Here is a 22,612-nt window from a genome sequence, read left to right on the forward strand (position 1 = left end):
ATACGTATGGCGATAGAGCATCACTGTCTGTGTTGAACTTTTTCCATGGGGGGATCGCAGGTCAACCAGGCACTGGTCAGGCTCTATTTCGAGGTGCGGGACGGGGTCCGTGACCCGGTTGCCGCCTGGGCGAAACTCACAGCGAATTCTCAGCAATATCGGCCGTTCAGAGGAGAGCGGCGGGTGCCGCTCGACGACGCCTCCGCGGCCGAACTGGCGGCGGCGGCGATGGTGCACACCGCCGCGTCCCACGGGCCCGATCGGGTGGCGGCGCTGTCCACCTCGCCGCTGGCGGGGCTGATCGCCGACCTCGGCGGCGCGGTGCTGACCGAGCACCCGTGCGCGCCGGAGCAGGTGCTGGGACCGCGGTTCGCGGGCCCGGCGGCCGACGACTGGGCGCGGGCGGCGTACGTGCTGCTGTGGGGGGAGAACAACCGGCTGGTACGCACGCCGGACACCCCCTGGGTGATCGCCGGGCGGTACAAGGGCCAGAAGGTGGTCGCGATCGGCACGCATCCGACGCGGTTGTCCGACGAGACGCTGGTCGTGCGCCCCGGCACGGACGGGGCGCTCGCGATGGCCATGGGGCATGTGCTGCTCAAGGAGTTCTTCCTGGACAGGACGCCGTTCGCCGAGCACGCCATGGAGCGCACGGACCTGCCGTCGCTGGTGCGGCTGCGGGCGCGCGAGGACGCCTACGTGCCGGGCGGGCTGCTGGGGCGCGGGTGCGACCGGCTGAGCGTGTACGGCGGCGAGGCGGTGGAGGTGCTGCTGCCGCGCTTCGACGACGGGCCGGGCGTGCTGCGGCGGGGCGTGCCGGTGCTGCGGGACGGCGACGAGCTGGTGACGACGGTGTTCGACCTGCTGCTGGCCGTTTACGGGGTGGGCCGGCCGGGGTTGCCCGGCGTGTGGCCGTCCGGGTACGCGGACCCGGGTGAGCCGTACACGCCTGCCTGGCAGGAGGCGTGCACGGGGGTGGCCGCGTCGCGGACGTTGAAGATCGCGCGGGAGCTCGGCGTGACGGCGGAGAAGACCGGCGGGCGCTGCCTGCTCGTGCCGGGGCGGCTCGAGACGCCGCACGCCGACACCGCCTACCGGGCGATGCTGGCGCTGCTGGTGCTGACCGGATGCGGCAGCGGGTGGGCGCAGGCGAGCGGGGCCGGGATCCCGCTGGTGCCGTACCTGTGCCTGCACGCCTGCGGCGAGGACCGCGCGGACGTGGGCGCGCTGAGCTGGGCCCTGGCCGAAGGGCTGTTCGCGCGCCGGACCGCGCGCTCGGTGCTGCTGGAGGCGGTGCGCGACGGCTGGCCGATGGCGCCGCCGCCGCGCGTGCTGGCCCTGCCGCGGCCGATCTACCCGCTGCCGCCCGACGTGGACCTGATCATCGGGCCGGACGACCACTGCGACCTGTCGCCGCCCGACACCGGGCTGGTCGCGGAGGCGGTCGCGCGCCTGGCCGGGCGGGCCGCCCCGGTGCAGGAGGGCGGCCCGCCCGGCGGCGGGCGGATGCGGCTGCTGGTGGACCACGCCTGGATGCACGAGTACGGCGAGGCGCTGCCCACCTACCGGCCGCCCGGCCTCGGCATCCCGCTCAAGCCCACGCAGCTCGTCAGGTGAGACCGTTCAGGTACGCCCGGTGGCTCCGGGAGAACTCGAAGCCGTTGAACCTGTCCCAGTTGATCGACCAGGTCATGAGGCCGCGCAGGTTCGGGTAGACGCCACGCGGCCGGTAGGTGCCGCAGTTGGCCCCCTTGGCCAGGCAGTCGAACGCCTTCTGCACCTCCGCCACCGTGGTGAACCCGTTGCCCGCGTTCGGTGCGGCGGGCAGCCCGATGGCCACCTGGTCCTGGCGCAGCGGCGGGAACACGTTGCCCGCGTTGCCCATGATCGGGAAGCCGGCCAGCAGCATGTCCGTCATGGCCACGTGGAAGTCGTGGCCGCCCATCGTGTGGTACTGGCCGTCGAGGCCCATGATCGGCCCCGAGTTGTAGTCCTGCACGTGGAGCAGGGTCAGGTCGTTCCGCAGAGCGTGGATGACGGGCAGGTACGAGGCGCTCCTGCTGTCGGCCGTGCCGTTCGGCCCCGGGCCGTAGAACTGGTAGCCGAGCTGGACGAAGAACGTCTCCGGCGCCATGGTCAGCACGAATGTGGCCCCGTACCGGCTCTTGAGCGACTTCAGCGCCGAGATCAGGTTGACGACGACCGGGGTGGTCGGGTTCGCGAGGTTCGTGTCGCCGGGGTTGAGGTAGAGCGAGTGGCCCTCGAAGTCGATGTCCAGGCCGTCCAGGCCGTACCTGTCGATGATCGCGGACACCGACTCCACGAACTTGTCGCGGGCCGCCGCGGTCGTGAGCTGGACCTGGCCGTTCTGGCCGCCGATCGAGATCAGCACCTTCTTGCCCTGTGCCTGCTTGGCCCTGATGGCGGCGACGAAGTCGGCCTCGGGCTCGACGTTGGGACACTCGGCCGCCGGGCACTGCCGGAACCTGATGTCGCCCGAGGTGACCGAGGTGGGCTCGCCGAAGGCGAGATTGATGATGTCCCACTCGTTCGGCACCTCACTCATCCGGATATATCCGGATCCGTTGGCGAATGAGGCGTGCAGGTAGCCCACCATCACCCGCTTCGGCAGGCCGCCGCCCCCGCCGCCGCTCGTCGTGGTGCCGCTCGCCTCGGGGGTGTAGGCCGAGCAGTTTCCGGCGGCGTCGCAGGCGCGGACCTTGAAGCGGTACGTGGTGGCCGCGGCGAGCCCGGTGGCCTGGTGGCTCGTCCCGGTGACGGCGACCGGCGCCCCGCCGTCGCGGGAGACCTCGTAGCGGGCCACCCCGACGTTGTCCGTGGCCGCCGCCCAGCTCACGGTGAGGCTGGAGCTCGTGGCGCCACTGACGGACACGTTGCCGGGGACCGTCGGCGCCTGGGTGTCCGGGGTGCCGCCGGGGCCGTCGAGCACCACGTCGTCGGCCAGGTAGGCGCCCTGGCCGTACCAGCCGTTGACGTACACCGTCACGGACGTGGTCGAGGCGCCGGTGGTGAAGGAGGTCTTGAGCTGGCTCCACGCCGCGCCCGGCGCGCCCCACGTCTGCGGGTCGGTGCCGCCGGTGCCGGTGGCGCCGAGGAAGACGTAGTTGCCCTGGACCCAGGCCGAGAGCTGGTAGGCGGTGTTCGGCTTGACGGTGACGGTCTGCTGGCAGCGCGCGTAGTCGCTGCCCTGCGGGGTGGCCTGGAGCGCGCGGGTGCCGCCGTGCACGGGTGACGACACGGCCTGCGCGCCGGACGTGGTGCCGCACGTCCAGCCGCTCAGCCCGGACTCGAAGCCGGGGTTGGCCAGGATGTTGGCGGCGGCTGCCGGGGTTGCGTGCAGCGCGACGAGCGCCAGGGCGAGCGCGACCGGTCCTCGGAGATTCATGCGATACCTCCACGCGCGGCCCGCCCCGGCGCGGGGGGCGGGCCGCTCAGCGGGTCAGAATCCGGCGGTGATGCGGGTGAACTCCCAGTTGGACTGGGAGATGCCACTGCAGTTGGAGACCACGCCGCCGCCCGGGCAGGGGCGGTCACGGTTGACGGCCCAGTAGGCGAGCCTGGTCAGGCCGTGCGAGTTGGCCCAGTCGCGGATCTGCGTCCACGTGGACGGGGAGGTCGTCTCCTGCTGGTCGGACAGGCCGTTCATGCCCGAGATGCCCATGTGCGCGTACGCCTGGGCGTCGCTCCACCCGAACGCGCTCTTCAACGCGTTCTTCAGGCCCTCGGAGGCGTTGACCGTGTCCTGGTACATGTTCGAGCCGCCGAAGTCGAACGGCATGATCGTGTAGTTGTCGATCGGCACGCCGAGCGCCCTGGCCTGGTTGATGAGCCGCACGCCGGGCGCGGTGGGGCCGGTCTTGGAGGTGCCGAAGGTGACGACGACCTTGACGTTCGGGTTGTTCTGCTTGACGATCTTGAGGCCGTTCAGGATGCGGTCCTGGACGGTGTAGTTCTCGAACTCGTCGGTGTTCTCGATGTCGAAGTCCACGACGGCGGGACCGACGCCGTTGATGACCTGCTGGACCGCGTTGGCGAACGCCTGCGGCGTGGAGCAGTTGGGGCCGAGCTTGTTGCCCTGCCAGCCGCCGAAGGAGACCTGGACGCTGCCGCCCTTCGACTTGATCGTGTTGATGGCCTGCTGGTCGGCGCCGCCGGTCAGCGGGCGGTTGCCGTCCCACGCCGGGCTGCAGCCGCCGCCGGACAGGATGAACGCCATCGTGAACGACTTGACGCCGGTCGCGTCCATCACGGTGCCGGGGTTCGGCGGGTCGCCCCAGCCCATGTAGAGGTAGGGGGCGCCGGGCATCTTGGTCCCGCCGCCGCCGGTGCAGCCGCTGGTGGTGGCGGTCGCGTCACGGCCGGCCGACTCGCCCGCCGAGTTGTACGCCTTCACCGTGTAGGTGTGCGTCGTGCACGTGCCGAGCCCGGAGACGGTCGCGCTGGTGCCGGTGACCTGGGCCCGCTGCGTCGAGCCCTCGTACACGCGGTAGCCGGTCACGGTGCCGGACGAGGCGCCCCAGCTCAGCGAGATGCTGGAGTTCGTCACGGACGTGTTGATCGATCCGGGCTGCCCGGGCGCGCCGGGGTTGCCGCCGCCCGAGCCGACCTTCCAGAGGGCCGGCACGTTGGGCGGCTCCCAGCCGGGCTGCGAGGTGTGGGCCTGGATGCACACGTAGTCGACGCCGTTGTAGGTGACGACCGCGCCGATCGCGTACGAGGTCCACGGGGCCCAGGCGGCGGCCAACTGCTGCACGGCCCCGAACGCGGCGGGCGTGGCGGTCGAGAATCCGGCGCCGGTCAGCGCGAGGGCGATCCCGGCGAGTAATGCGATGAGTTTGCTGCGAAATTTCATGGCATTCCCTGGAGGTGGGGCTTGACGGTCTTGGAGAAGGACCAGTTGTTGCTCGCGTCCCAGTTGATGGACCAGGTCATCGCGCCCCTGATGTCCGGGTAGGCGCGCGGTGGCACGAAGGTCCCGCAGCTGGTGCGCTTGGCCAGGCAGTCGAGCGCCTGGTTGACGAGGGAGGGAGAGACGACGCCGCCGCCCGCCGCGCCCGGCCCGGCCGGCAGGCCCAGCGCCACCTGGTCGGGGCGCAGGCCGTTCTCGAGCTGGATGCAGGCGAGGGCGGTCATGAAGTTTACCGAGCCCTGCCCGTACGCCTGCGCCTGGTCGCAGCCGAGCATGGACCCGGAGTTGTAGTACTGCGTGTGGACGACCGTGAGGATGTCCTTGATGCTCAGGGCGAGCTTGAAGTACTCCGCCCCGGTCGACTGCATGTCGATGGTCTGCGGGGCCATCGTGATGATCAGCCCGGAGCCGGCCTTCGCTCGCAGCGCCCGCAGCCCCTGGGCCATGTAGGTGGCGTTGAGGCCGTTCTCCAGATCGATGTCCACGCCGTCGAAGCCGTAGGACTGCATCAGCGCGTACACCGAGTCGGCGAACTTCGTCGCGGCGGCGGCGCTCGCGACCTGCACGCGCCCGGCCTCGCCGCCCACGGACAGGATGACCTTCTTGCCCCGCTGGTGCAGGGCCTGCACGTCGGCCTTGAACTGGGCGTCGGTGTAGCCGCCGACCGCCGAGGACAGCCCGGGGTCGAGCGCGAAGACGACCTCGCCCGCCGTGGCGGTGGCCTCGCCGAACGCGATGGCGATCAGGTCGTACTCGTTGGGGACGGCCGACAGCTTGAGCTCGGCCGCGGCGTTGGCGAAGTTGTGCCAGTAGCCGGTGAGGAAGTGCTTGGGCAGCGTCCCGCCGCCCCCGGTGCAGCCGGTGGTGGTGGCGGTGACCGGGTCGCCGGCGTCCGACTCCCCGACGGAGTTGTACGCCTTGACGGTGTAGGTGTGGGTCTCGCACGAGCCGAGCCCGCCGATCGTGGCCGAGGTGCCCGTGACCGTGGCCTTGACAACGCTGCCCTCGTAGACGCGGTAGCCGGTCACCGTGCCCGAGGACGCCCCCCACGTGAGGGAGATGGCGTTGCCGGTCGCGGTGGCCGAGGCGGCGCCCGGCCGGCCCGGGGCCCCTGCCGTCGAGCCGCCGCACGAGGCCCCGTTCAGCGTGCAGCCGGTGATGCCGGGGAAGTTGCCGGGGCTGCCGTTGAAGCCGAAGCTCGCGCTGGCCCCGGGTGCGAGGGGGGAGGCCCAGCTCGGGTTGGTGAACGTGTAGTGCTGCCCGCTGCGGGACATGACCGCGTCCCAGGCGGAGGGGATCGAGTAGCCCGCCGGGACGTCGAACTGGACGTTCCAGCCGTTCATGGCCGTGGTGGTGCCGTTGGTGACGGTGACCTTGCCCTCGAATCCGGAGCCCCAGTCGGAGACCTTGACGAAGGTCGCGGTGGCCCCGGGGGCGAGAGGGGCGGCCTGGGCCGGGAGGGCGTACAAGGTGAGTGCGAGGGTGGAGAGTGCCAGGAGGATCGCGCGAGGTCTCACGAGTTCTTCCTTCAGGGGTGGCGTGCCGTACGGCTTGCACCGGGGGGTGAGAGCGCAAGCCGTACGGCACGGGCCCGTGGAGGTGGGCACGGGCCCTTGGGGGGTGTATGCGCGGACCGGTGATGTCGGTGGGGCTTACTTTTAGGAAAGTTTCCTAAGAGTTGTCGCGATCGTAGCCTTGACAGCCCGTCCTTACAAGACCCAAACATGAGTCCGCCGCACAGGACCGGGATCCTGTGCGGCGGGGTGACGCAGCGGATTACGACTGCTGGGTGATCTTGACGTCGTCCACGCCGGCCTCCACCAGGGAGGCGCCCGAGGCGTCGGCGGCGTCGATGAGGATGCGGACCGTCTGGCCCGCGAACGCGTTCAGGCCGGCCGTCGCGGTGGCCCAGGCGCCGTTGCGGTTGGACGCCGCGCCCGCCTGGTTCAGGACCGTCGTGGTGGTGGTGCCGACCACGCGGACCCGGAAGTAGTCGGCGCTGGAGGCGTTCGAGCCGTGCGCCAGGTACCACGAGAACGACAGGTTCAGCGCGCCCGTGGACGGCAGCGTGATGGGCGGCGACTGGATCGAGGTGACGCCGCCGTCTATGTCGAAGTCACCGGCGGCCGAGCCCGCCAGGCGGCCCGTGACCAGGTCGTTCGTGCCGCTGACCGTGGTGCCGAGCTGCTTGGCGCCGCTGGAGGTGGTGGCCTCGGGGTCGCCGCGCTCCCACTGGCCGAGGGTGGCGGTGTCGGTGCTCGACGGGTTGACCGTCCAGCCCGCGGCCGTCTCGAAGGTGTCGGAGTAGACGGTCAGCGGCGGGTTGCCGGTGCCGCAGTACTGGGACTCCTTGCCGATGATCCGATAGACGCAGTCCGAGTATTCGAGGAAGCGGAGCACGGCCTCCCTGTTACGGGTGGTCTGCGGGACGATCTGCTCGTCCGGCGGGTAGAAGCCGGGGTTCGAGCCGGTCGGGTACATCTCGAACGTGAAGCTGAAGATCTTGTAGGCGCCCCACATCCAGTCGTCGATGGTCCCGTCCGTGATGTAGAGGTCGCTGGCCTGCTCGGGCGTGTAGTTGTTGGTGGAGGCCAGGTTCTGGCCGAGCGTGGCGTGCGCGTCCCGGTCGTCCTGGGTCAGGCCGGGCGCGGTGTCGCTGAGGGTGTAGCCGTAGGGCCACAGGACCAGTTCGCTGTAGGTGTGCCAGTCGAGGTTGGTCTTGATCTGCTGCACGCCGCCGACGACCCGGCTGCGCACCCAGTTGGCCGCCGCCTTGATCTCGGGGGCCGATTCGGCGCTCGCGCCCCGGTACGTCTCACTGGACGTCGAGCCCGACGAGCCGCCGCAGCAGCCCCAGTTGTAGGCCCAGTTGCGGTTCAGGTCGGTGCCGACGGCCGACGAGCCGGAGTTCGGCTGCCGGTTCTTGCGCCAGGAGCGGTAGGAGCCGGTGGCGATGTCGTACTCGCCGCCGTCCGGGTTGAGGTCCGGCATGATCCAGATCTCCCTGGTGTTGACCAGGTTGGTGATCCGGGAGTCCGTGCCGTAGTTGTCGGCCAGCAGGTGCATGATGTACAGCGCCATCTCGACCGTCAGGTGCTCACGGGCGTGCTGGTGGGCGGTGAAGAGCACCTCGGGCTCGTTCTCGTCCGTGCCCACGTTGTCGCTGATCTTGATCAGGGGCAATGCCCGGCCCTCGTACGAGGTGCCGAACGTGGACTGGCTGACGATGTTCGGATGCGCCGCGACCAGGGCGTTGATGTCCGCGTTCATCTCCGCGTAGTTGTGGTAGCCGGAGTCCGCCGGCGGGAAGTCAAGCGTCCCGACGCCGGACGGGGATGTCGGGCGCGGCACCTCCGCCACCCGGTAGCCGAGCCGCCTGATGGCGGAGACCTCGGCTGCCGTGGCCGTGACCAGGACCGAATCCTTGGCCACCTCCTCGATGGCCGCTCCGGTGGCCGCGACGGCGCTGCGCTGCCGCGCGTCCGCCGGGCCCTGCACGCGGTACTGCTTGTTGGCCGGGGGCTCCGCGGCGGCGCCCGCCCCTGACATGCCGGTCAGGCTGATCAGGCTGAGGGCTGCCAGCAGGATGACTAATCGGTGTCGCACCTCGTCCTCCTCGGGCGCTCGGGATCGGATGGTGTCCGGCGCCTGACCCGAGATTGAAGACGTTGCCGCACGGAGGAAAGGCCCAAAGTTACGGACATGCACCATCCCCCTGACAGGTCGATGCCAGGTGGATGCCAGCGGGCCCGGACACCCTCGGAGACATGAAGTACGCGATCGAAGCCGAAGGGCTCGTCAAGAGATACGGCGACAAGAGCGCGCTCGACGGCGTCGACCTGGCGGCGCGGACCGGCTCCGTGCTCGGCGTCCTGGGCCCGAACGGCGCGGGCAAGACCACGGCGGTGCGCGTCCTGGCCACCCTGGCCCGCCCCGACGCGGGCCGCGCCCTGGTCGGCGGGTACGACGTCACCCGCCAGGCCGCGAAGGTCCGCGAGCTGATCGGCCTGACCGGCCAGTACGCCTCGGTGGACGAGAAGCTCACCGGCACCCAGAACCTGCTGCTGATAGGCCGCCTGCTCGGCCTGTCGCGGCCGGCGGCCAGGGCCAGGGCCAAGGAGCTGCTGGCCCGCTTCGGCCTGGAGGAGGCGGCCGACCGCGCGGCGAGCGGCTACTCGGGCGGCATGCGCCGCCGCCTCGACCTGGCCGTCAGCCTGGTGAGCCGCCCCCGGATCCTGTTCCTCGACGAGCCGACCACCGGCCTGGACCCCCATGCCCGGGGCGAGCTGTGGGACGTGGTCAGGGAGCTGACCGCCGACGGCGTGACCGTGCTGCTGACCACGCAGTACCTGGAGGAGGCCGACCAGCTCGCCGACGACCTGCTGGTCATCGACCGGGGCCGGGTCGCGGCGTCCGGCACGCCCGCGGAGCTCAAGGCGCTGGCGGGCGGGCACCGGCTCGACGTACGGCCGCTGCGCGCCGCCGACCTGGAGAAGGCCGAGGCCCTCCTCGGCGCGAAGGCCGCCGACGGCGTGGTCAGCGTCCCGGTGCACGACCTCTCGGCGCCGCCCGCCCTGCTCAGGGACCTGGACGACGCGGGCATCGTGCTCGCCGAGCACGCCCTGCGCCTGCCCTCCCTCGACGACGTCTTCCTCACCCTGACCGGAGACCACCGATGACCACCGCGCTTTCCCAGGGCCTCACGCTCGCCTGGCGCAGCCTGATCCCCCTGAAGAACCATCCCGGCCAGCTCTTCGGCCTGCTCTTCCAGCCCGTGTTCATGATCGTCATCTTCGTGTACCTGTTCGGCGGGGCGGCCGGCGGCGACCGGGCGGGCGCGGTGGCGTACATGCTGCCCGGCGTGCTCGTCCAGGTGGCCCTCATGTCGACGATCACCACCGGCATGAACCTGGCCACCGACATCGGCAACGGCGTGTTCGACCGGTTCAGGACCATGCCGATCGCCAGGTCCGCGCCGCTGGCGGGCCGCATCCTGGCGGACCTGCTCACGCTGCTGATCACCATCGTGATGTCCATGGTCGTCGGGTACGCCGTCGGCTTCCGCGTCACGACCGGCCCGCTGAGCGCGCTGGCCGGGCTTGGGCTGGTGCTGCTGCTGGCCATGGCGCTGAGCTGGGGTTCGGCCTGGATCGGGCTGGTGGCCAAGTCCGTCACGTCCATGCAGGGGATGGCGACGGCCGTGCTGCTGCCGCTCACGTTCGGCAGCAGCGCCTTCGTCCCCGCCACCGACATGCCCGGCTGGCTGAGCTGGTGGATGGGCGTCAACCCCGTCTCCCACCTGGCCGGCGCCCTGCGCGGGCTGCTGACCGGCGGCCTGCACGCCTCCGACGTGTGGATCACGCTCGGCTGGACCGCCGCCCTGCTCGCCCTCTTCGCGCCCCTCGCCCTTCGTGCTTACAACAGGAGAGTCCGATGATCGAGACCACCGAGACCATGACCACCCGTGACGGCGCCGAGCTGCTGGCGACGCTGTGGCGGCCGGCCGAGAGCGGGCGCTTCCCCGTGCTGCTGTCGCGCACCCCGTACGGCCGGGGCGCCACGGGCCCCGGGTACCACCTCGACGTGCCCCGCCTGGTGGCGGCCGGGTACGCGGTCGTCATCCAGGACGTCCGCGGCACCGGCGCCTCGCAGGGCGAGTTCCGGTTCATCGGCGGCGAGGCGGCCGACGGATACGACGCGGTCCGCTGGGCGGCGACCGCACCCTGGTCCGACGGAAATGTCGGGATGTATGGGGACTCATACCTGGCCATCACCCAGCTCCTCGCGGCCCAGGAGCGCCCCGAGGGCCTGAAGGCCGTCGCGCCGCACGTCTCCCCCGCCGGCCTGTACGAGTGCGTCTACCAGCCGGGCGGCGTCCCCAACCTCAACATCATCCTCACCGTCAGCGCGATGGTGCTGGCCGTGGACGAGCTGGACCGCCGGATCGCGCTCGGCACGGCCACGGAGGAGGACAAGGGCAGGTATCTGGCGGCCATCGGCCTGCCCCACGGGCTCGACGAGCGCCTGCGGGAGCTGTCGGAGCGGCTGCCGCTCAGCGACCAGCCGCTGCTGGCCGACCTGGTGCCCTTCTACTCGACGTGGATGGACACCCCCGACCCCCTCGACCCGCTCTGGAGGGGCGGCGTCGTCCGGCACGGCGACATCGAGGTGCCCGCGCTGGTCAGCACCGGCTGGTACGACTACTTCCGCGACGGCTCCATCGAGCACTTCGAGCGGCTGGGCGGCGAGTCCCGGCTGATCGTCGGCCCGTGGACGCACTTCACGCACGAGCGGGACATCTGCGGGCGCGACTACGGCGACCAGGCGAGCCAGGAGGCGATCGACTGGACCGGGGTGCACCTCGACTGGTTCGACCACTGGCTGCGCGGGGCGCCCCTGCGCGACCGGGCGAAGGTGAAGATCTTCGTGATGGGCGACGACGCGTGGCGCGAGGAGGACGACTGGCCCGTCCGGCGGGCCAGGCCCGTGCCGTACCACCTGGGCTTCGACGGCGGGCTCGGCGCGACGCCCGGGGAGGGCGGGGTGGCGGAGTTCGTCAGCGACCCGGGCGGCCCGGTGCCGACGGTCGGCGGGGCGGTCATGACGTTCGCCGCGTTCGGCCCGCTCGACCAGCGGCCGCTCGACGGGCGAGGAGACGTCCTGCGCCACCGGACGGCGCCCCTCACCGAGCGGGTGGAGGTGAGCGGCCCGGTCGAGCTGGTCGCGCGGGTCTCCTCGACCGCCACGAGCGCCGACGTGACGGCCAAGCTGATCGACGTCCACCCCGACGGGCGGGCCGAGCTGCTGACCGACGGCATCGCCAGGCTGACGGGCCTGGTGCCCGGCGAGGTGCGCGAGGTGACGGTGCAGTTGGGCGCGATCTCGAACGCCTTCCTGCCCGGGCACCGGATCAGGATCGACGTGGCGGGCTCGAACTTCCCCCGATTCGGGCGGAATCTGGACAAGGGCACCACCACCCTGCACGGCCCCTCCTACGTCGTGCTGCCGACCATCCCGTAGACCTCCTGCCTGGACATGGCCGCGCCCTTGGCGAAGCACTCGTCGTAGTGCTCGTCACCGAGCGCGGCCCTGGCCGTCCGCGCGCCCTCCACGGTGTCGGGCGAGATGTCGCACGGCTCGATCGCCGCCGACGCCCCGAACAGCACGGCCGCCCGCTCCTGGTCGCCCTCGACCTGCGCGGCCAGCGCGAACCCGGCCAGCACCTGCGACTGCAGCGGCCGGTCCGGGCTGGACGTGCCCAGCACTTCGAGGGCCAGGTGGTGCTGTTCGAGCGCGGCGGCCAGGTCGCCGGCGCGGGCCAGCGCCCGGCCGTACGCGGTCCTGAGCGCGGCGGCCAGCTGCGCCATCGGCGGGGCCTCGGCGAGCACGGCGAACAGCCCGCGGTAGATCTCCAGACCCCGGTCCAGGTCGCCGAGGTGGCAGGCGTGCGCGGCCTCGGCCAGGCCGAGCAGCAGCCGCGTGTACGCCGTCGTCTCCCCGTCGATGCTGGCCCTGGCCCTGTCCAGGTCCTCGCGCGCGCCGTCCAGGTCGCCGGTCCGCAACCGCAGCTCCGCCAGCCTGAGCAGCGTCGAGATCGCCTCGTCCGAGCCGACCCAACGGCTGGTCAGCGACCAGGTCTCGGCGATCAGGTCGCCAGTCGGCGCGCCCCGGGCGGCCCGCACCTCGGCCAGGCCCAGCAGCGCCTCGGTCAGCCCCCACCGGTCCCCGAGCTGCCTGAACCCGGCCACCGACCGCTCCAGCCGCTCCTCGCTGCGCATCCGGCCGCCGACCATGAGGGCGGAGCTGGACAACCAGAGATCGTCGCTTTCGATGTACGCCTCGATCAGCTCGGCGGCGCGGTCGTCCTCCCCCGCGGCGGCGGCCATGACGGCCCTGCTGAGCCTGATCATCGGGTGCAGCGGCCCCTCCCGCTCGGCCCGCCCGATCAGCCGGTCCATCAGCCCCGACAGCGCCAGCATGGCGGGCCGGTCGTTGACGATCGTGCCGAACTTGTCCACGCCGTACGCGAACATGCACGCCGTGTACGCGGCGGCCAGCCCGGGAGGCGGATCGTCACCCACCAGCTCCATCACCTGCATGGCCCAGGTCGCGCTCTCCTTTCGGTAGCCGGTCATCCACCAGTACCAGTTCAGCGCCGCGCACAACCGCAGCGCCGACCCGGCGTCCCGCTCGTCGATGACGTACCGCAGCGCCGCGGCGAAGTCGTCGCGCTCGGGGGACAGCCGCTCGATCCAGGCGATCTGCGCGGCCGTCCGCAGCTCGGGCACCGCCCGCTCGGCCAGGTCCACCAGGTATGCCGCGTGCCGCCGCCGGTACTCGCCGACCTCGCCCGCCTCGGCCAGCCGTTCGAGCGCGTAGGCGCGGATGGTCTCCAGCATCGAGTAGCGGCCCTCGGCCGAGGCCTGGACCAGCGACTTGTCGGCCAGCGCGCCCAGCACGTCCGCCGCTCCCCCGCAGACCGCCTCGACGGTCTCCAGCGTCGCGCCGCCCGCGAACACGCCCAGCCGCCTGGCCAGCACCCGCTCCTGCTCGCCCAGGAGCTCCCAGCTCCACTCCACGACCGCTCTGAGCGTCTGCTGGCGCGGCAGCGCGGTCCTGCTGCCGCCGGTGAGCAGCTTGAACCGGTCGTCGATGCGGTCGGCGAGCTGCCTCGGCGTCATGGTGCGCAGCCGGGCCGCGGCCAGCTCGATGGCCAGCGGCATGCCGTCCAGCCTGCGGCAGAGCGCCACCACGGAGGCCACGTTCCCGCCGTCGACGGCGAACCCCGGCCGCGCGGCCCCGGCCCGGTCGAGCAGCAGCCGGACCGACGGGTACGCCCCCGCCTGCTCGGCGCTCGCCCCCACGGGCGGCGGCTCCAGCGGCGGGACGGGAGCGAGGTGCTCGCCCGGCAGGTTGAGCGGCTCCCTGCTGGTGGCCAGCACCCTCAGGTCCTGGCACTCCGTCAGCAGCCGCTCGGCCAGCTCGGCGGCGGCGTCGACGAGGTGCTCGCAGTTGTCCAGGACGAGCAGCGCGGAGCGGCCCGCGAGGGCCTCGGCCACCTGCTCCACCGGGCCGCTCACCCCGGCGGGCAGCCGGTACGGCGGGCGATCGTCACGCAGGCCGAGCGCGTCGAGCACGGCTCCCGCGACGTCGGCCGGGTCGCTGACCGGGGCCAGCTCGACCATCCAGACCGCCTCGGCCGACCGGAGCGCCACCTCCGTGGCCAGCCTGGTCTTGCCCGCGCCGCCGGGGCCGACGAGCGTGACGATCCTGGCCCGGCCGAGCAGGGTGCCCAGCTGGTCCAGCTCGGCCTCGCGGCCGATGAAGCTGGTCCGCGGGGTGCGTACGTTGCCCCGCTGCCTGACCTGGGCCATCGGGGGCGCGGGGCGTGCCGGGACCTCTCCCGACAGGACTGCCAGATGGGCGGCGCGCAGCTCGGGCCCGGGATCGACGCCGAGCTCGTCGGCGAGCGTGCGGCGGGTGCGCTCGAACAGCTCCAGCGCCTCCGCCTGCCGTCCCTCCGCGGCGAGCGCCCGCATGGCCAGCGCGCCCAGCCGCTCACGCAGCGGGTGCGCGGCGACCTCCGACGTCAGATCGACCGGCGCGCCCGCCGCCAGCCCGGCCTCGGCTCGGGCCTCGACGGCGGAGAGCCGGTCCTGCTCCAGGGCGGCGGCCGCGTTCGCCAGGAGCGGCACGGAGGTCAGATCGGCCAGCGCCGGCCCCCGCCAGAGCTCCAGGCCGTCCCCTTTTCCGGCCCCTTTTCCGGCCCCTCTCGCGGCCGCCCGCCTGAACCGCAGGGCGTCCACGTCGTCGGGGGCCACGGCCAGCGCGTAACCGCCCGGCCTGCTCTCCACCACCTCGTACGGGCGAAGCGCCACCCGCAGCCGCCTGACCAGCGTCTGGAGCGCGTTGGCCGCGTTGGCGGGCGGGTCGTCCGGCCAGAGGGCGTCGATCAGCCGCTCGGTCGTGACGGTACGGCCGGCTTCGAGCGCCAGCACGGCCAGGAGCGCCCGCAGCCGGAACCCACCGACCGCGATCGGTCCCCCGTCGCCCTCGACCTCCAGCGGCCCGAGAATGCAAATCCGCACATGTCACATCCTGCCCTGCCCCTCCGCCCCTCTGGCAACGCGCGGGTGGGGGAAAAGGACCGGCCAGGGTCCGGGAGGACCCTGGCCGGACCGGGAAGGGGGTCAGAAGTCGTCAGGGGTGCGGATGCGGTCCCGGACCCAGACCCCGGCGGGCTTGAGACGGGAGGTGCCGGCGAAGGTGCCGTTCGGGCAGGTGCCCTCGGTGAAGACGGCGCCCGAGCGGAAGTCGTCCGAGTAGTTCCAGTTCACCCAGCTGATCTTCTTCTGGGCCAGCAGATCGAGGTACTGCTGCGACCGCGTGAAGTTGTTCGACCCGTCCCCGGAGGCCGTCTGGGTGCCGAACTCCGTGACGAAGATCGGGATCCGGTCGGCGGCCCTGGACAGCGTGTTGAGGTACTCGCTGCCGTGAGAGGCCGCGTAGAAGTGGAAGGTGTACATGATGTTGGCGGCGTTGACCGGGTTGCTGATGATCTCGGACTCGGTCGCCCCGTCGGAGACGCCCAGCGACGACCAGGCGCGGGTGCCGACCAGGATCGGGGTCTCCGGGTCGTACTGCCTGATCACCGGGATGAGCTGGTTGGCGTAGTTCCTGATGGTGGACCAGGAGACGCCGTTGGGCTCGTTGGCGATCTCGTAGAGCAGGTTGTTCTTGCCGTTGTGCCGCTGGGCGATCTCGGTGAAGAACGTCTTGGCCCGCGACAGGTTGTAGTTGGGGTCACCCGGATCGAGCATGTGCCAGTCGACGATGGCGTACATGCCGCGGGCGGTGGCCTGCTCGATCAGGTTGTGCACCCGGTCGGTGAACAGCCGGGGGTTGGTCTCGTACCCGTCCTCCTGGATGTACATGGAGATCCGCAGGACGTCGGCCTTCCAGTCGTTGGCCAGCGCGTCCAGGGAGGCGGTGTTGAGGCACTGGGAGTACCACTGCAGGCCGTGGCTGCTCATGCCGCGCAGCTGGATCTGCTTGCCGTGCTCGTTGCACAGCTTGACCCCGCACACCTGCAGCTGCCCGTTGGCCTGGACGGGCGTGCCGGTGCCGGAGGGGGTGCCGAGGACCAGGCGGTCGAGGTTCGGGCCGCCGTTGGCGGTGGTGGCGGTGGCGCGGACGGTGTTGGTCCCGGCGTTGAGCGTGGTGGTGACCGTGGCCTCCTGCCAGGTGGTCCAGGCGCCGGTGCCGGGGAAGTCCCTGGTGGTGGCGGTGCCGTTCACGGCGATGGCCATCGGACGATTCACGGTCGTGCCGTTGGCGTACCTCAGGGTGAGGGTGGCGGGGCCGGCGGTGGCGGCGTCGACGGCGAACTCGACGTACGAGCCGGTGACGTTGTCGTAGTTGACGAACCCGGTGCCGCTGTAGCCGGCGTGGTTCGACTCGACCACGCCTTGGGAGACGGTGGCGTTCTCGGCCTCGTACGTGGTCGCGGCCTGCGCTGGGGCTGCTTGCAAGGAGGCGGCGACGATCGCGGCGATGGCGGCGAGCCGCACGGATCGATGCATGGGGGTGAGCTCCTCACTCGTTCATTAGGAAACCTTACTAACGAGTATGGGGAGCGTAGATCGGACCTCCACCAGAGGACAAGACCCAAATTGACGCGAGCAGTCAAAGGGCGCGGTCCACGTGGCCACCCCTAGCCACGCGAACCGCGCCCATCTCGAACGGCGAACCCACGGACAGCAGCGCCGCCAGCCCCAGCGCATCAGCGAGCCCACCTGTATTCCATATTAAACACATAGGGATTGGCGGTAAAGCCCGAAGGTTTACAGGGTCCGGCTTTCGTGATGGATTCGGGAAATGAGCGTGCAGGGCACTTGCGACTCCCGGTTCTCCCAGGTCGCGGAGGAGTTCGAGGGCAACCTCGCCCGCCGCGGCGAGGTGGGCGCGTCGGTGTGCGTGATCGTCGACGGCGAGGTGGTCGTCGACCTGTGGGGCGGCGAGGCCGCACCGGGCGTCCCGTGGCAGAGCGGCACGATCGGGCACGTCTGGTCGTGCACCAAGGGCGCGACGGCGCTCTGCGCCCACATCCTGGCCTCGCGGGGCGAGCTCGACCTCGACGCGCCGGTCACCCGCTATTGGCCCGAGTACGGCGCCGGCGGCAAGGGCGGGACGCTCGTCCGGCACCTGCTCGCCCACCAGGCCGGGCTGCCCGTGCTGCGCGAGAAGCTGCCGCCCGGCGCGTTCTACGACTGGAATCTGATGGCCGACAGGCTCGCGGGCGAGGAGCCGTTCTGGGAGCCGGGCAGCAGGCACGGGTACCACGCGCTGACGTTCGGTTACCTGGTCGGGGAGGTCGTACGGCGGGTGAGCGGGCGCTCGCTCGGGACGTTCTTCCGCGAGGAGGTAACCGAGCCGCTGGGTCTGGAGTTCTGGCTGGGCCTCCCGGAGGAGTACGAGCACAGGGTCGCGCCGACGATCCCCGCCGACCCGCCCGCGACGCCGCCCTCCTTCTACGTCCAGGCGTTCACGGACCCGGCCTCGATGCCCGCGCTGCTGCTGGCGAACGAGGGCGGCTACATGACACCCGGCGAGTCGGACAGCCGGGCGGCGCACGCGGCCGAGTTCGGGGCCATCGGGGCGATCACGAACGCCCGCGGCCTGGCCGGGATGTACCGGCCGCTGTCGCTGGGCGGCGGCGGCCTGGTCACCGGGGAGCACCTGGTCCACATGTCGCTCACCGCCTCGGCGGGCACCGACGCGGTGCTGGCGGTGCCGTCGCGGTTCTCGCTCGGCTTCGTGAAGGCGGCGGACAACCGGCACCTGCCGCCCGCCGACCAGGAGGGCGCGCTCCTGTCGGCGAGCGCGTTCGGGCACGTGGGCATGGGCGGTTCGGTCGGCTTCTGCGATCCGGCGGCGCGCCTGGCGTTCGGCTACTCGATGAACAAGCAGGGCATCGGCCTCGGGATCAACGCGCGCGGCCAGGCGCTGGTGGACGCCACGTACCGGGCGCTCGGCTACAGGCAGGTATACGGCGGGATATGGTACGCGCCGGGCGAGATATCGTGATGTGCGGTTTGGTCCTCCCCCTGGAGTAAGACGCATGTTCTTCGGCATCACTAATTTCTGGACCTATGTCATCGGCGCCTTGCTGATCATTCTGCTGCCCGGCCCCAACTCCCTGTACGTCCTCAGCTTCGCCGCCCAGAACGGCGTCCGCCAGGGCTACCGGGCCGCGGCCGGCGTCTTCATCGGCGACACCGTGCTGATGTTCCTCACCGCCGCCGGCGCCGCGTCCCTGCTCCGCTCCAACCCGCTGCTCTTCATGATCGTCAAGTACGCCGGCGCCGGCTACCTGGCGTGGATCGGCTTCCAGATGATCAGGGGCGCCTGGCGATCGAGGAAGGCGACCGAGGAGGAGAAGCCGCAGGTCAAGATGGAGCGCCAGCCGCGCCCGTTCCGCAAGGCCCTGGTGATCAGCCTGCTGAACCCGAAGGCCATCCTCTTCTTCGTCTCGTTCTTCGTCCAGTTCGTCGACCCGGGCTACGCGACTCCCGCGCTGTCGTTCCTCATCCTTGGCGCGATCATCCAGGTGTTCAGCTTCCTCTACCTGACGGCGCTGATCTTCGGCGGGACCTTCCTGGCCAACCAGTTCAGCCGGCGCAAGAAGCTCAGCGCCGGTCTGACCACCGGAGTCGGCGCTCTGTTCCTCGGATTCGGCGCGAAGCTCGCCACTTCGTCACTCAGTTGAAAGCCTGCCGTAAGACCTCGCTGTTTTCGTGGAAACAGATGGAACGCGTCAAAAGAGGCAGTCGCATCACCTCTCCTCGGGTACGGTAAGCCACCGGCGTGCTTCCCGGGACGCGGGTGATGCCGCGCTGGTTACGGCGAGCGGTCCATCTGGCAAGCCATGTCCCCCGAAGCCCGGGTAGACGCTGATCATCGGCCTATCTGCGGAGCAGCCTTGAACCATCCCCCGGTCCACCTTCCACGCCTGACGGCACTCGCCCGGCAGGCGGCCCCCAGGCTGCTCGAAGGCGTCGTGGCGCCGCTGGCGGTGTTCTACCTGGCCATGATGGTCCTGGGATTCAAGGGGGCGCTCATCGCCACCGTCGCCTGGGTCTACATCGGGGTGGGGTGGCGGCTGATCAGGCGGGTCAAGGTGCCCGCCACCATGTTCCTGGCCGCGTTCGCGATCACGGTCCGCGCCCTCGTGGCGTTCTGGACCGGCACGTGGATGTGGTTCTTCATCCAGCCGGAGATGGGCACGATCTGCATCAGCATCGCGTTCCTCGCCTCCGTCCGGCTCAACCGGCCGCTCGTGCAGAAGCTCACGCTCGACTACATCCATCTGCCGTCGGCGGTGCTCAAGCACGAGCGGGTCCGCAGGTTCTTCGCCAGGATCACGCTGCTGTGGGCGTTCGTGCTGCTCATGAACTCGACGCTCAGCATCGCCCTGGCCGTCCATGAATATCTGGCCGGGTCGCTCGGCGGGTTCATGGTGCTGAGGACCTCAGCGGTGGCCGTGATCAGCGGGCTGGCGATCGCGTTCTCCATCTTCGCCTTCAAGCGGGTGCTCCGCCGGCTGAACGTCGCCCACACCTGACCGTTCGGCCAGCAGGAACGCCCCGCACATCCCCATGACCAGCCCCGCCAGCATGCCGAACAGCTCGGTCAGCTCCGCCCCCGGCGCGCCGAGCGGCGCCCGTACGGAGCTGATGATCATCGCGTAGAGCCCGCCGCTGAACAGGGAGCCGGAGCCGAGCCAGGCCGCCACCAGCGGGACCCAGAACGGGCCGCGCCCGCGCCGCCGGACCGCCAGCACGAGCGCGACCGCCCCGGCGACGGCCAGCAGGCCCTCGACGCGGTCCTGGAGGCCCCCGGCGAGCTTGGCCGCGCCGATCGGCCCGGCCACCAGCAGCGCGCCCCAGGCCACGACCGTCTGGAACGACCGGGTCGGGCTCGCGAACGCGTGATCGATCCGGGTGGTGAAGACGCCCGGCCACCGATCGCGCGAGTAGAGCACGAAGGCCGTCATGAGGCCGACGCCCTGCGCGACGAACCCGCCGTAGACCATCATGTAGATCCACGGCTCGATGGCCCCGCCGGTCTCGAAGACCGCCAACCCCCCGGTCAGCACCATGATCGGCGCGGTGACGATCACCACGGCCAGCAGGCCCGTGCCGACCCAGAGCGGGAGCAGCACGAGCCAGGCCGGCAGCCGCAGTCCCCACCGCATGGTGAACGCCAGCGCCAGCACCAGCCCGACCGCTTCCATGCCGAACGTCATCGTGTTGAGCCCGATCATCGCCGGGTCGGTCATGAAGGCCGGATCGGCGACCCCCACCGGGTGTCCCGTCAGCCAGAGCGTCTTCAGCGTGAGGTACGGCAGCATCGCGGCGATCGCGACGATCGCGGCGGTGACGCGGCCTATCCCCGGTCTGCGTTCAGTCATGCTCCGAGCGTCGCCCGGCGGGCCGGTGATTCCCTCCCGAGCCGCGGGGATCCTGCTCCCCCGCGCGGGGGATGCTCACGTCCAGCTCGAAGCCCTCGCCGGCCGGGCCGGCGGTCAAGGTGCCCCCGGCCAGCCGGACGCGCTCGCGCAGGCCCGCCAGCCCCAGCCCGCCGGGCAGCGCGAGGGGCCGGGCGCGCGGCCGGCCGCTGCGCACGGTGACGCGCTCCGGCGAGACCCGTACCCCGACCGGGGCTCCGGGGGCGTGCTTGGCGGCGTTCGTGAGCCCTTCCTGGACCACCGCGTGCGCCAGGTCGGGCACCGGCCCCGGCACCAGGTCCAGGGTGATCGGCATGCCGGAGTCCCTGGCCCGCCGCACCAGCTCGGTCACGTCCTCGTTCACGGGTGACAGCGGCGCCGCGTCGGAGTCCTCGCGCAGCAGCCCGATGATCTGGCGCAGCCGGTCCGTGGCGTCGGCCGCCGCCAGCCGCAGCTCCCCCGCCGCCCTGACCTGCGTCTCGGCCAGCCCCTGGGCCATCTCCAGCCCGGCCGCCCGCACCGCGATCAAGGCCAGGTCGTGACCGAGGGAGTCGTGCATCTGCCGCGCGATCCTGGCCCGCTCGCGCAGCCGCGCCTGCGCCTCGGCGGCCAGCCTCGCCTGCGTGCGCCCCTGCAGCAGCCTGCGCCTGAGCAGCCCCAGCAGGTACGGCACCACGTACGTGCCGAGCAGCGCGGTCACCATGGACACCCACAGAGCGAGGTCGCCGCCCTTGGCCAGCACCACGCCCACGCCGACGGCCGAGATCAGGCAGAACGCCAGCGGCGCGGGCCAGAGCACGGCCAGGCGCCGCCCGGTGAGGTAGGCGTACCACATGATGAACGGCGAGCTGGCCAGCAGCGGCAGGATCTTCACGTTGCGCCTGGGCAGCAGCCAGCTCAGGTCCACGGTCGCGAACCCCTCGCTGAACTGCCACGGCCCCAGCGGCAACAGCAGCACCAGCGCGGCCAGCGGCCAGCGGCGGCCCACCAGCACCGCGACCGTGGCCAGCCCGATCCTGGGCAGGCTCACCATGGCGAAGGCGGCCGGATCCACGAACGGGTCGGGGCCCATGGCCGCCACGAAGATGCCGAGCACGGCCCAGAGCAGCAGGTCGTAGACCACCTGGCGGCGGCTCTCCCGGCGAAGACGTCTCACCGGACCGACGGTAGCCGCCTCCCGCGCCCGCGGATGCCGCCGGAAGTCAGCCGGCGACCCTGACGAAAGTCAGGGTAGGGCGGCGCCCCCTGCCGCGGTAGAGCTAGCCCCACCCCGAAAGCGCCTACCTCCACTCCTGTTTCGGCCTGCGGAAACCGGTTTGATCGATGGTGTCACCCGGAGGTCGGAACCGAGCCCCCGACGAAAGTAGGGGGCGGTGCGTGCCGATCGTCCGATGTGCCGTGACCTGCGGAGTTTCTACCTTCATGGGGTACCGGCCCTGATCCGCGTAAGGGATGGGTCCGCGTTCGACCCGGGGCATCCCCGATGTCCCCGGCCGTGCCACGCAGACACGCTGTGTGGGTGCCCTAACGATCGGAGTGAACACTCATGTCGCATGCCATTCTCGACCTGGTCCAGCAGGTGATGTCATCACCTTGGTTATACGCGGCGCTGTTCGGGCTCGCGCTGCTCGACGGGTTCTTCCCGATCGTGCCGGCCGAGACGTCAGTGATCACCGCCGCGGTGTTCGCCGCCTCCGGCGAGACGAACCTGGCCCTGGTCATCGTGGCGGCGGCTCTGGGTGCCTTCGCCGGTGACCACATCTCCTACCTGATCGGCAACAAGTCGGCAGGCAGGCTGCGGAACAAGAAGGCGTTCGTCTGGGCCCGCGACACGCTGGCCGAGCGGGGCGGCCTCGTCCTCGTGGTGGCCAGGTACATCCCCGGCGGTCGCACCGCGACCACGCTGACCATGGGCGCCGTACGGCATCCACTGCGCTCGTTCACGTTCTTCGACGCGATCGCGGCGAGCTCGTGGGCGGTGTACTCGGGGCTGATCGGCTTCTTCGGCGGCATGGCCTTCGAGAACGACCCGATCAAGGGCCTGCTCCTCGGCCTGGGCATCGCGGTGTCCATCACCGCGCTCGTCGAGCTCGTGAGATGGCTCAGGAAGCGACGCGCCATCCAGGCTTCCCCAGAACGTCTTCCCGCGGACACGTCCGTTTGACCCTGTCTGG

Annotated in this window: 16 protein-coding genes; 8 read left to right on the top strand and 8 right to left on the bottom strand. The window is 71.2% G+C overall.

Going from position 1 to position 22,612, the window contains the following annotated elements; all coding sequences use genetic code 11:
- The first annotated feature begins 45 nt into the window (after nucleotides 1–45).
- Nucleotides 46–1,617: a molybdopterin-dependent oxidoreductase gene (locus tag ACWDRB_RS32395; RefSeq protein WP_397375761.1), complete on the top strand. Its 1,572-nt coding sequence runs from the start codon at nucleotides 46–48 to the stop codon at nucleotides 1,615–1,617.
- On the opposite strand, the gene ACWDRB_RS32400 is transcribed toward ACWDRB_RS32395, so the two are convergent.
- The 4 genes from ACWDRB_RS32400 to ACWDRB_RS32415 all read right to left on the bottom strand — a co-directional run bounded on the left by ACWDRB_RS32400 (nucleotide 1,610) and on the right by ACWDRB_RS32415 (nucleotide 8,536).
- The gene (locus ACWDRB_RS32400; protein WP_449900112.1) at nucleotides 1,610–3,406 is read right to left on the bottom strand and encodes a chitinase; all 1,797 of its coding nucleotides are present in this window, start codon (nucleotides 3,404–3,406) and stop codon (nucleotides 1,610–1,612) included. The two genes, ACWDRB_RS32395 and ACWDRB_RS32400, sit on opposite strands and share 8 nt — an antisense overlap.
- 54 nt (nucleotides 3,407–3,460) lie before the next feature.
- Complete coding sequence (locus ACWDRB_RS32405; protein ID WP_449900114.1) at nucleotides 3,461–4,873, bottom strand: carbohydrate-binding protein; 1,413 nt, start codon at nucleotides 4,871–4,873, stop codon at nucleotides 3,461–3,463.
- Nucleotides 4,870–6,447 (bottom strand): chitinase, encoded by a 1,578-nt coding sequence (locus tag ACWDRB_RS32410; protein ID WP_449900116.1) that lies wholly within the window; start codon nucleotides 6,445–6,447, stop codon nucleotides 4,870–4,872. The genes ACWDRB_RS32405 and ACWDRB_RS32410 overlap by 4 nt, the downstream gene beginning before the upstream one ends.
- A gap of 259 nt (nucleotides 6,448–6,706) precedes the next feature.
- Nucleotides 6,707–8,536: a M14 family metallopeptidase gene (locus ACWDRB_RS32415; protein WP_449900117.1), complete on the bottom strand. Its 1,830-nt coding sequence runs from the start codon at nucleotides 8,534–8,536 to the stop codon at nucleotides 6,707–6,709.
- A 161-nt stretch (nucleotides 8,537–8,697) separates the two neighbouring features.
- On the opposite strand from ACWDRB_RS32415, the gene ACWDRB_RS32420 reads away from it, so the two are divergent.
- From ACWDRB_RS32420 to ACWDRB_RS32430, 3 genes are read left to right on the top strand one after another with little or no spacing between them, the layout of a single operon-like run.
- Nucleotides 8,698–9,609 (top strand): ATP-binding cassette domain-containing protein, encoded by a 912-nt coding sequence (locus tag ACWDRB_RS32420; RefSeq protein ID WP_449900118.1) that lies wholly within the window; start codon nucleotides 8,698–8,700, stop codon nucleotides 9,607–9,609.
- Nucleotides 9,606–10,367, top strand: a complete 762-nt coding sequence (locus ACWDRB_RS32425) for an ABC transporter permease (RefSeq protein ID WP_350738893.1) — start codon at nucleotides 9,606–9,608, stop codon at nucleotides 10,365–10,367. Before ACWDRB_RS32420 ends, ACWDRB_RS32425 begins: the two co-directional genes overlap by 4 nt.
- Entirely contained in the window at nucleotides 10,364–11,950 is a 1,587-nt protein-coding gene (locus tag ACWDRB_RS32430) for a CocE/NonD family hydrolase (RefSeq protein WP_449900121.1), read from the top strand. Before ACWDRB_RS32425 ends, ACWDRB_RS32430 begins: the two co-directional genes overlap by 4 nt.
- On the opposite strand, the gene ACWDRB_RS32435 is transcribed toward ACWDRB_RS32430, so the two are convergent.
- Both ACWDRB_RS32435 and ACWDRB_RS32440 read right to left on the bottom strand, forming a co-directional pair.
- On the bottom strand, nucleotides 11,923–15,018 hold the full coding sequence (locus ACWDRB_RS32435) for an AfsR/SARP family transcriptional regulator (RefSeq protein WP_449900123.1): 3,096 nt from the start codon (nucleotides 15,016–15,018) through the stop codon (nucleotides 11,923–11,925). The genes ACWDRB_RS32430 and ACWDRB_RS32435 overlap by 28 nt on opposite strands.
- Nucleotides 15,019–15,120: 102 nt before the next feature.
- Nucleotides 15,121–16,512 carry a cellulase family glycosylhydrolase gene (locus ACWDRB_RS32440; RefSeq protein WP_449900125.1) on the bottom strand — a complete coding sequence of 464 codons (1,392 nt, stop codon included), beginning with the start codon at nucleotides 16,510–16,512 and terminating at the stop codon, nucleotides 15,121–15,123.
- Nucleotides 16,513–16,807: 295 nt separating this feature from the next.
- Between ACWDRB_RS32440 and ACWDRB_RS32445 the strand changes: the two genes are divergently transcribed.
- The 3 genes from ACWDRB_RS32445 to ACWDRB_RS32455 all read left to right on the top strand — a co-directional run bounded on the left by ACWDRB_RS32445 (nucleotide 16,808) and on the right by ACWDRB_RS32455 (nucleotide 19,553).
- On the top strand, nucleotides 16,808–18,016 hold the full coding sequence (locus ACWDRB_RS32445) for a serine hydrolase domain-containing protein (RefSeq protein ID WP_449900127.1): 1,209 nt from the start codon (nucleotides 16,808–16,810) through the stop codon (nucleotides 18,014–18,016).
- A gap of 34 nt (nucleotides 18,017–18,050) precedes the next feature.
- The gene (leuE, locus tag ACWDRB_RS32450; RefSeq protein ID WP_449900129.1) at nucleotides 18,051–18,698 is read left to right on the top strand and encodes a leucine efflux protein LeuE; all 648 of its coding nucleotides are present in this window, start codon (nucleotides 18,051–18,053) and stop codon (nucleotides 18,696–18,698) included.
- A 213-nt stretch (nucleotides 18,699–18,911) separates the two neighbouring features.
- Nucleotides 18,912–19,553: a VC0807 family protein gene (locus ACWDRB_RS32455; RefSeq protein ID WP_350738909.1), complete on the top strand. Its 642-nt coding sequence runs from the start codon at nucleotides 18,912–18,914 to the stop codon at nucleotides 19,551–19,553.
- On the opposite strand, the gene ACWDRB_RS32460 is transcribed toward ACWDRB_RS32455, so the two are convergent.
- Nucleotides 19,461–20,402 (bottom strand): hypothetical protein, encoded by a 942-nt coding sequence (locus ACWDRB_RS32460; protein ID WP_449900131.1) that lies wholly within the window; start codon nucleotides 20,400–20,402, stop codon nucleotides 19,461–19,463. The two genes, ACWDRB_RS32455 and ACWDRB_RS32460, sit on opposite strands and share 93 nt — an antisense overlap.
- Nucleotides 20,395–21,594 carry a sensor histidine kinase gene (locus ACWDRB_RS32465; RefSeq protein WP_449900134.1) on the bottom strand — a complete coding sequence of 400 codons (1,200 nt, stop codon included), beginning with the start codon at nucleotides 21,592–21,594 and terminating at the stop codon, nucleotides 20,395–20,397. Before ACWDRB_RS32465 ends, ACWDRB_RS32460 begins: the two co-directional genes overlap by 8 nt.
- A gap of 390 nt (nucleotides 21,595–21,984) precedes the next feature.
- Here ACWDRB_RS32465 and ACWDRB_RS32470 point away from each other — a divergent pair, with 390 nt between their 5' ends.
- Entirely contained in the window at nucleotides 21,985–22,602 is a 618-nt protein-coding gene (locus ACWDRB_RS32470) for a DedA family protein (RefSeq protein ID WP_350738918.1), read from the top strand.
- Nucleotides 22,603–22,612 lie beyond the last annotated feature (10 nt).

It is taken from the genome of Nonomuraea sp. NPDC003707 (assembly GCF_053587055.1).

What these genes read in the sequence shown, in the direction of transcription:
- ACWDRB_RS32405 (WP_449900114.1), bottom strand. Translation starts at nt 4,873, where the DNA reads ATGAAATTTCGCAGCAAACTCATCGCATTACTCGCCGGGATCGCCCTC.
- ACWDRB_RS32430 (WP_449900121.1), top strand. Translation starts at nt 10,364, where the DNA reads ATGATCGAGACCACCGAGACCATGACCACCCGTGACGGCGCCGAGCTG.
- leuE (WP_449900129.1), top strand. Translation starts at nt 18,051, where the DNA reads ATGTTCTTCGGCATCACTAATTTCTGGACCTATGTCATCGGCGCCTTG.
- ACWDRB_RS32460 (WP_449900131.1), bottom strand. Translation starts at nt 20,402, where the DNA reads ATGACTGAACGCAGACCGGGGATAGGCCGCGTCACCGCCGCGATCGTC.
- ACWDRB_RS32425 (WP_350738893.1), top strand. Translation starts at nt 9,606, where the DNA reads ATGACCACCGCGCTTTCCCAGGGCCTCACGCTCGCCTGGCGCAGCCTG.
- ACWDRB_RS32445 (WP_449900127.1), top strand. Translation starts at nt 16,808, where the DNA reads ATGAGCGTGCAGGGCACTTGCGACTCCCGGTTCTCCCAGGTCGCGGAG.
- ACWDRB_RS32420 (WP_449900118.1), top strand. Translation starts at nt 8,698, where the DNA reads ATGAAGTACGCGATCGAAGCCGAAGGGCTCGTCAAGAGATACGGCGAC.
- ACWDRB_RS32470 (WP_350738918.1), top strand. Translation starts at nt 21,985, where the DNA reads ATGTCGCATGCCATTCTCGACCTGGTCCAGCAGGTGATGTCATCACCT.
- ACWDRB_RS32400 (WP_449900112.1), bottom strand. Translation starts at nt 3,406, where the DNA reads ATGAATCTCCGAGGACCGGTCGCGCTCGCCCTGGCGCTCGTCGCGCTG.
- ACWDRB_RS32395 (WP_397375761.1), top strand. Translation starts at nt 46, where the DNA reads ATGGGGGGATCGCAGGTCAACCAGGCACTGGTCAGGCTCTATTTCGAG.
- ACWDRB_RS32440 (WP_449900125.1), bottom strand. Translation starts at nt 16,512, where the DNA reads ATGCATCGATCCGTGCGGCTCGCCGCCATCGCCGCGATCGTCGCCGCC.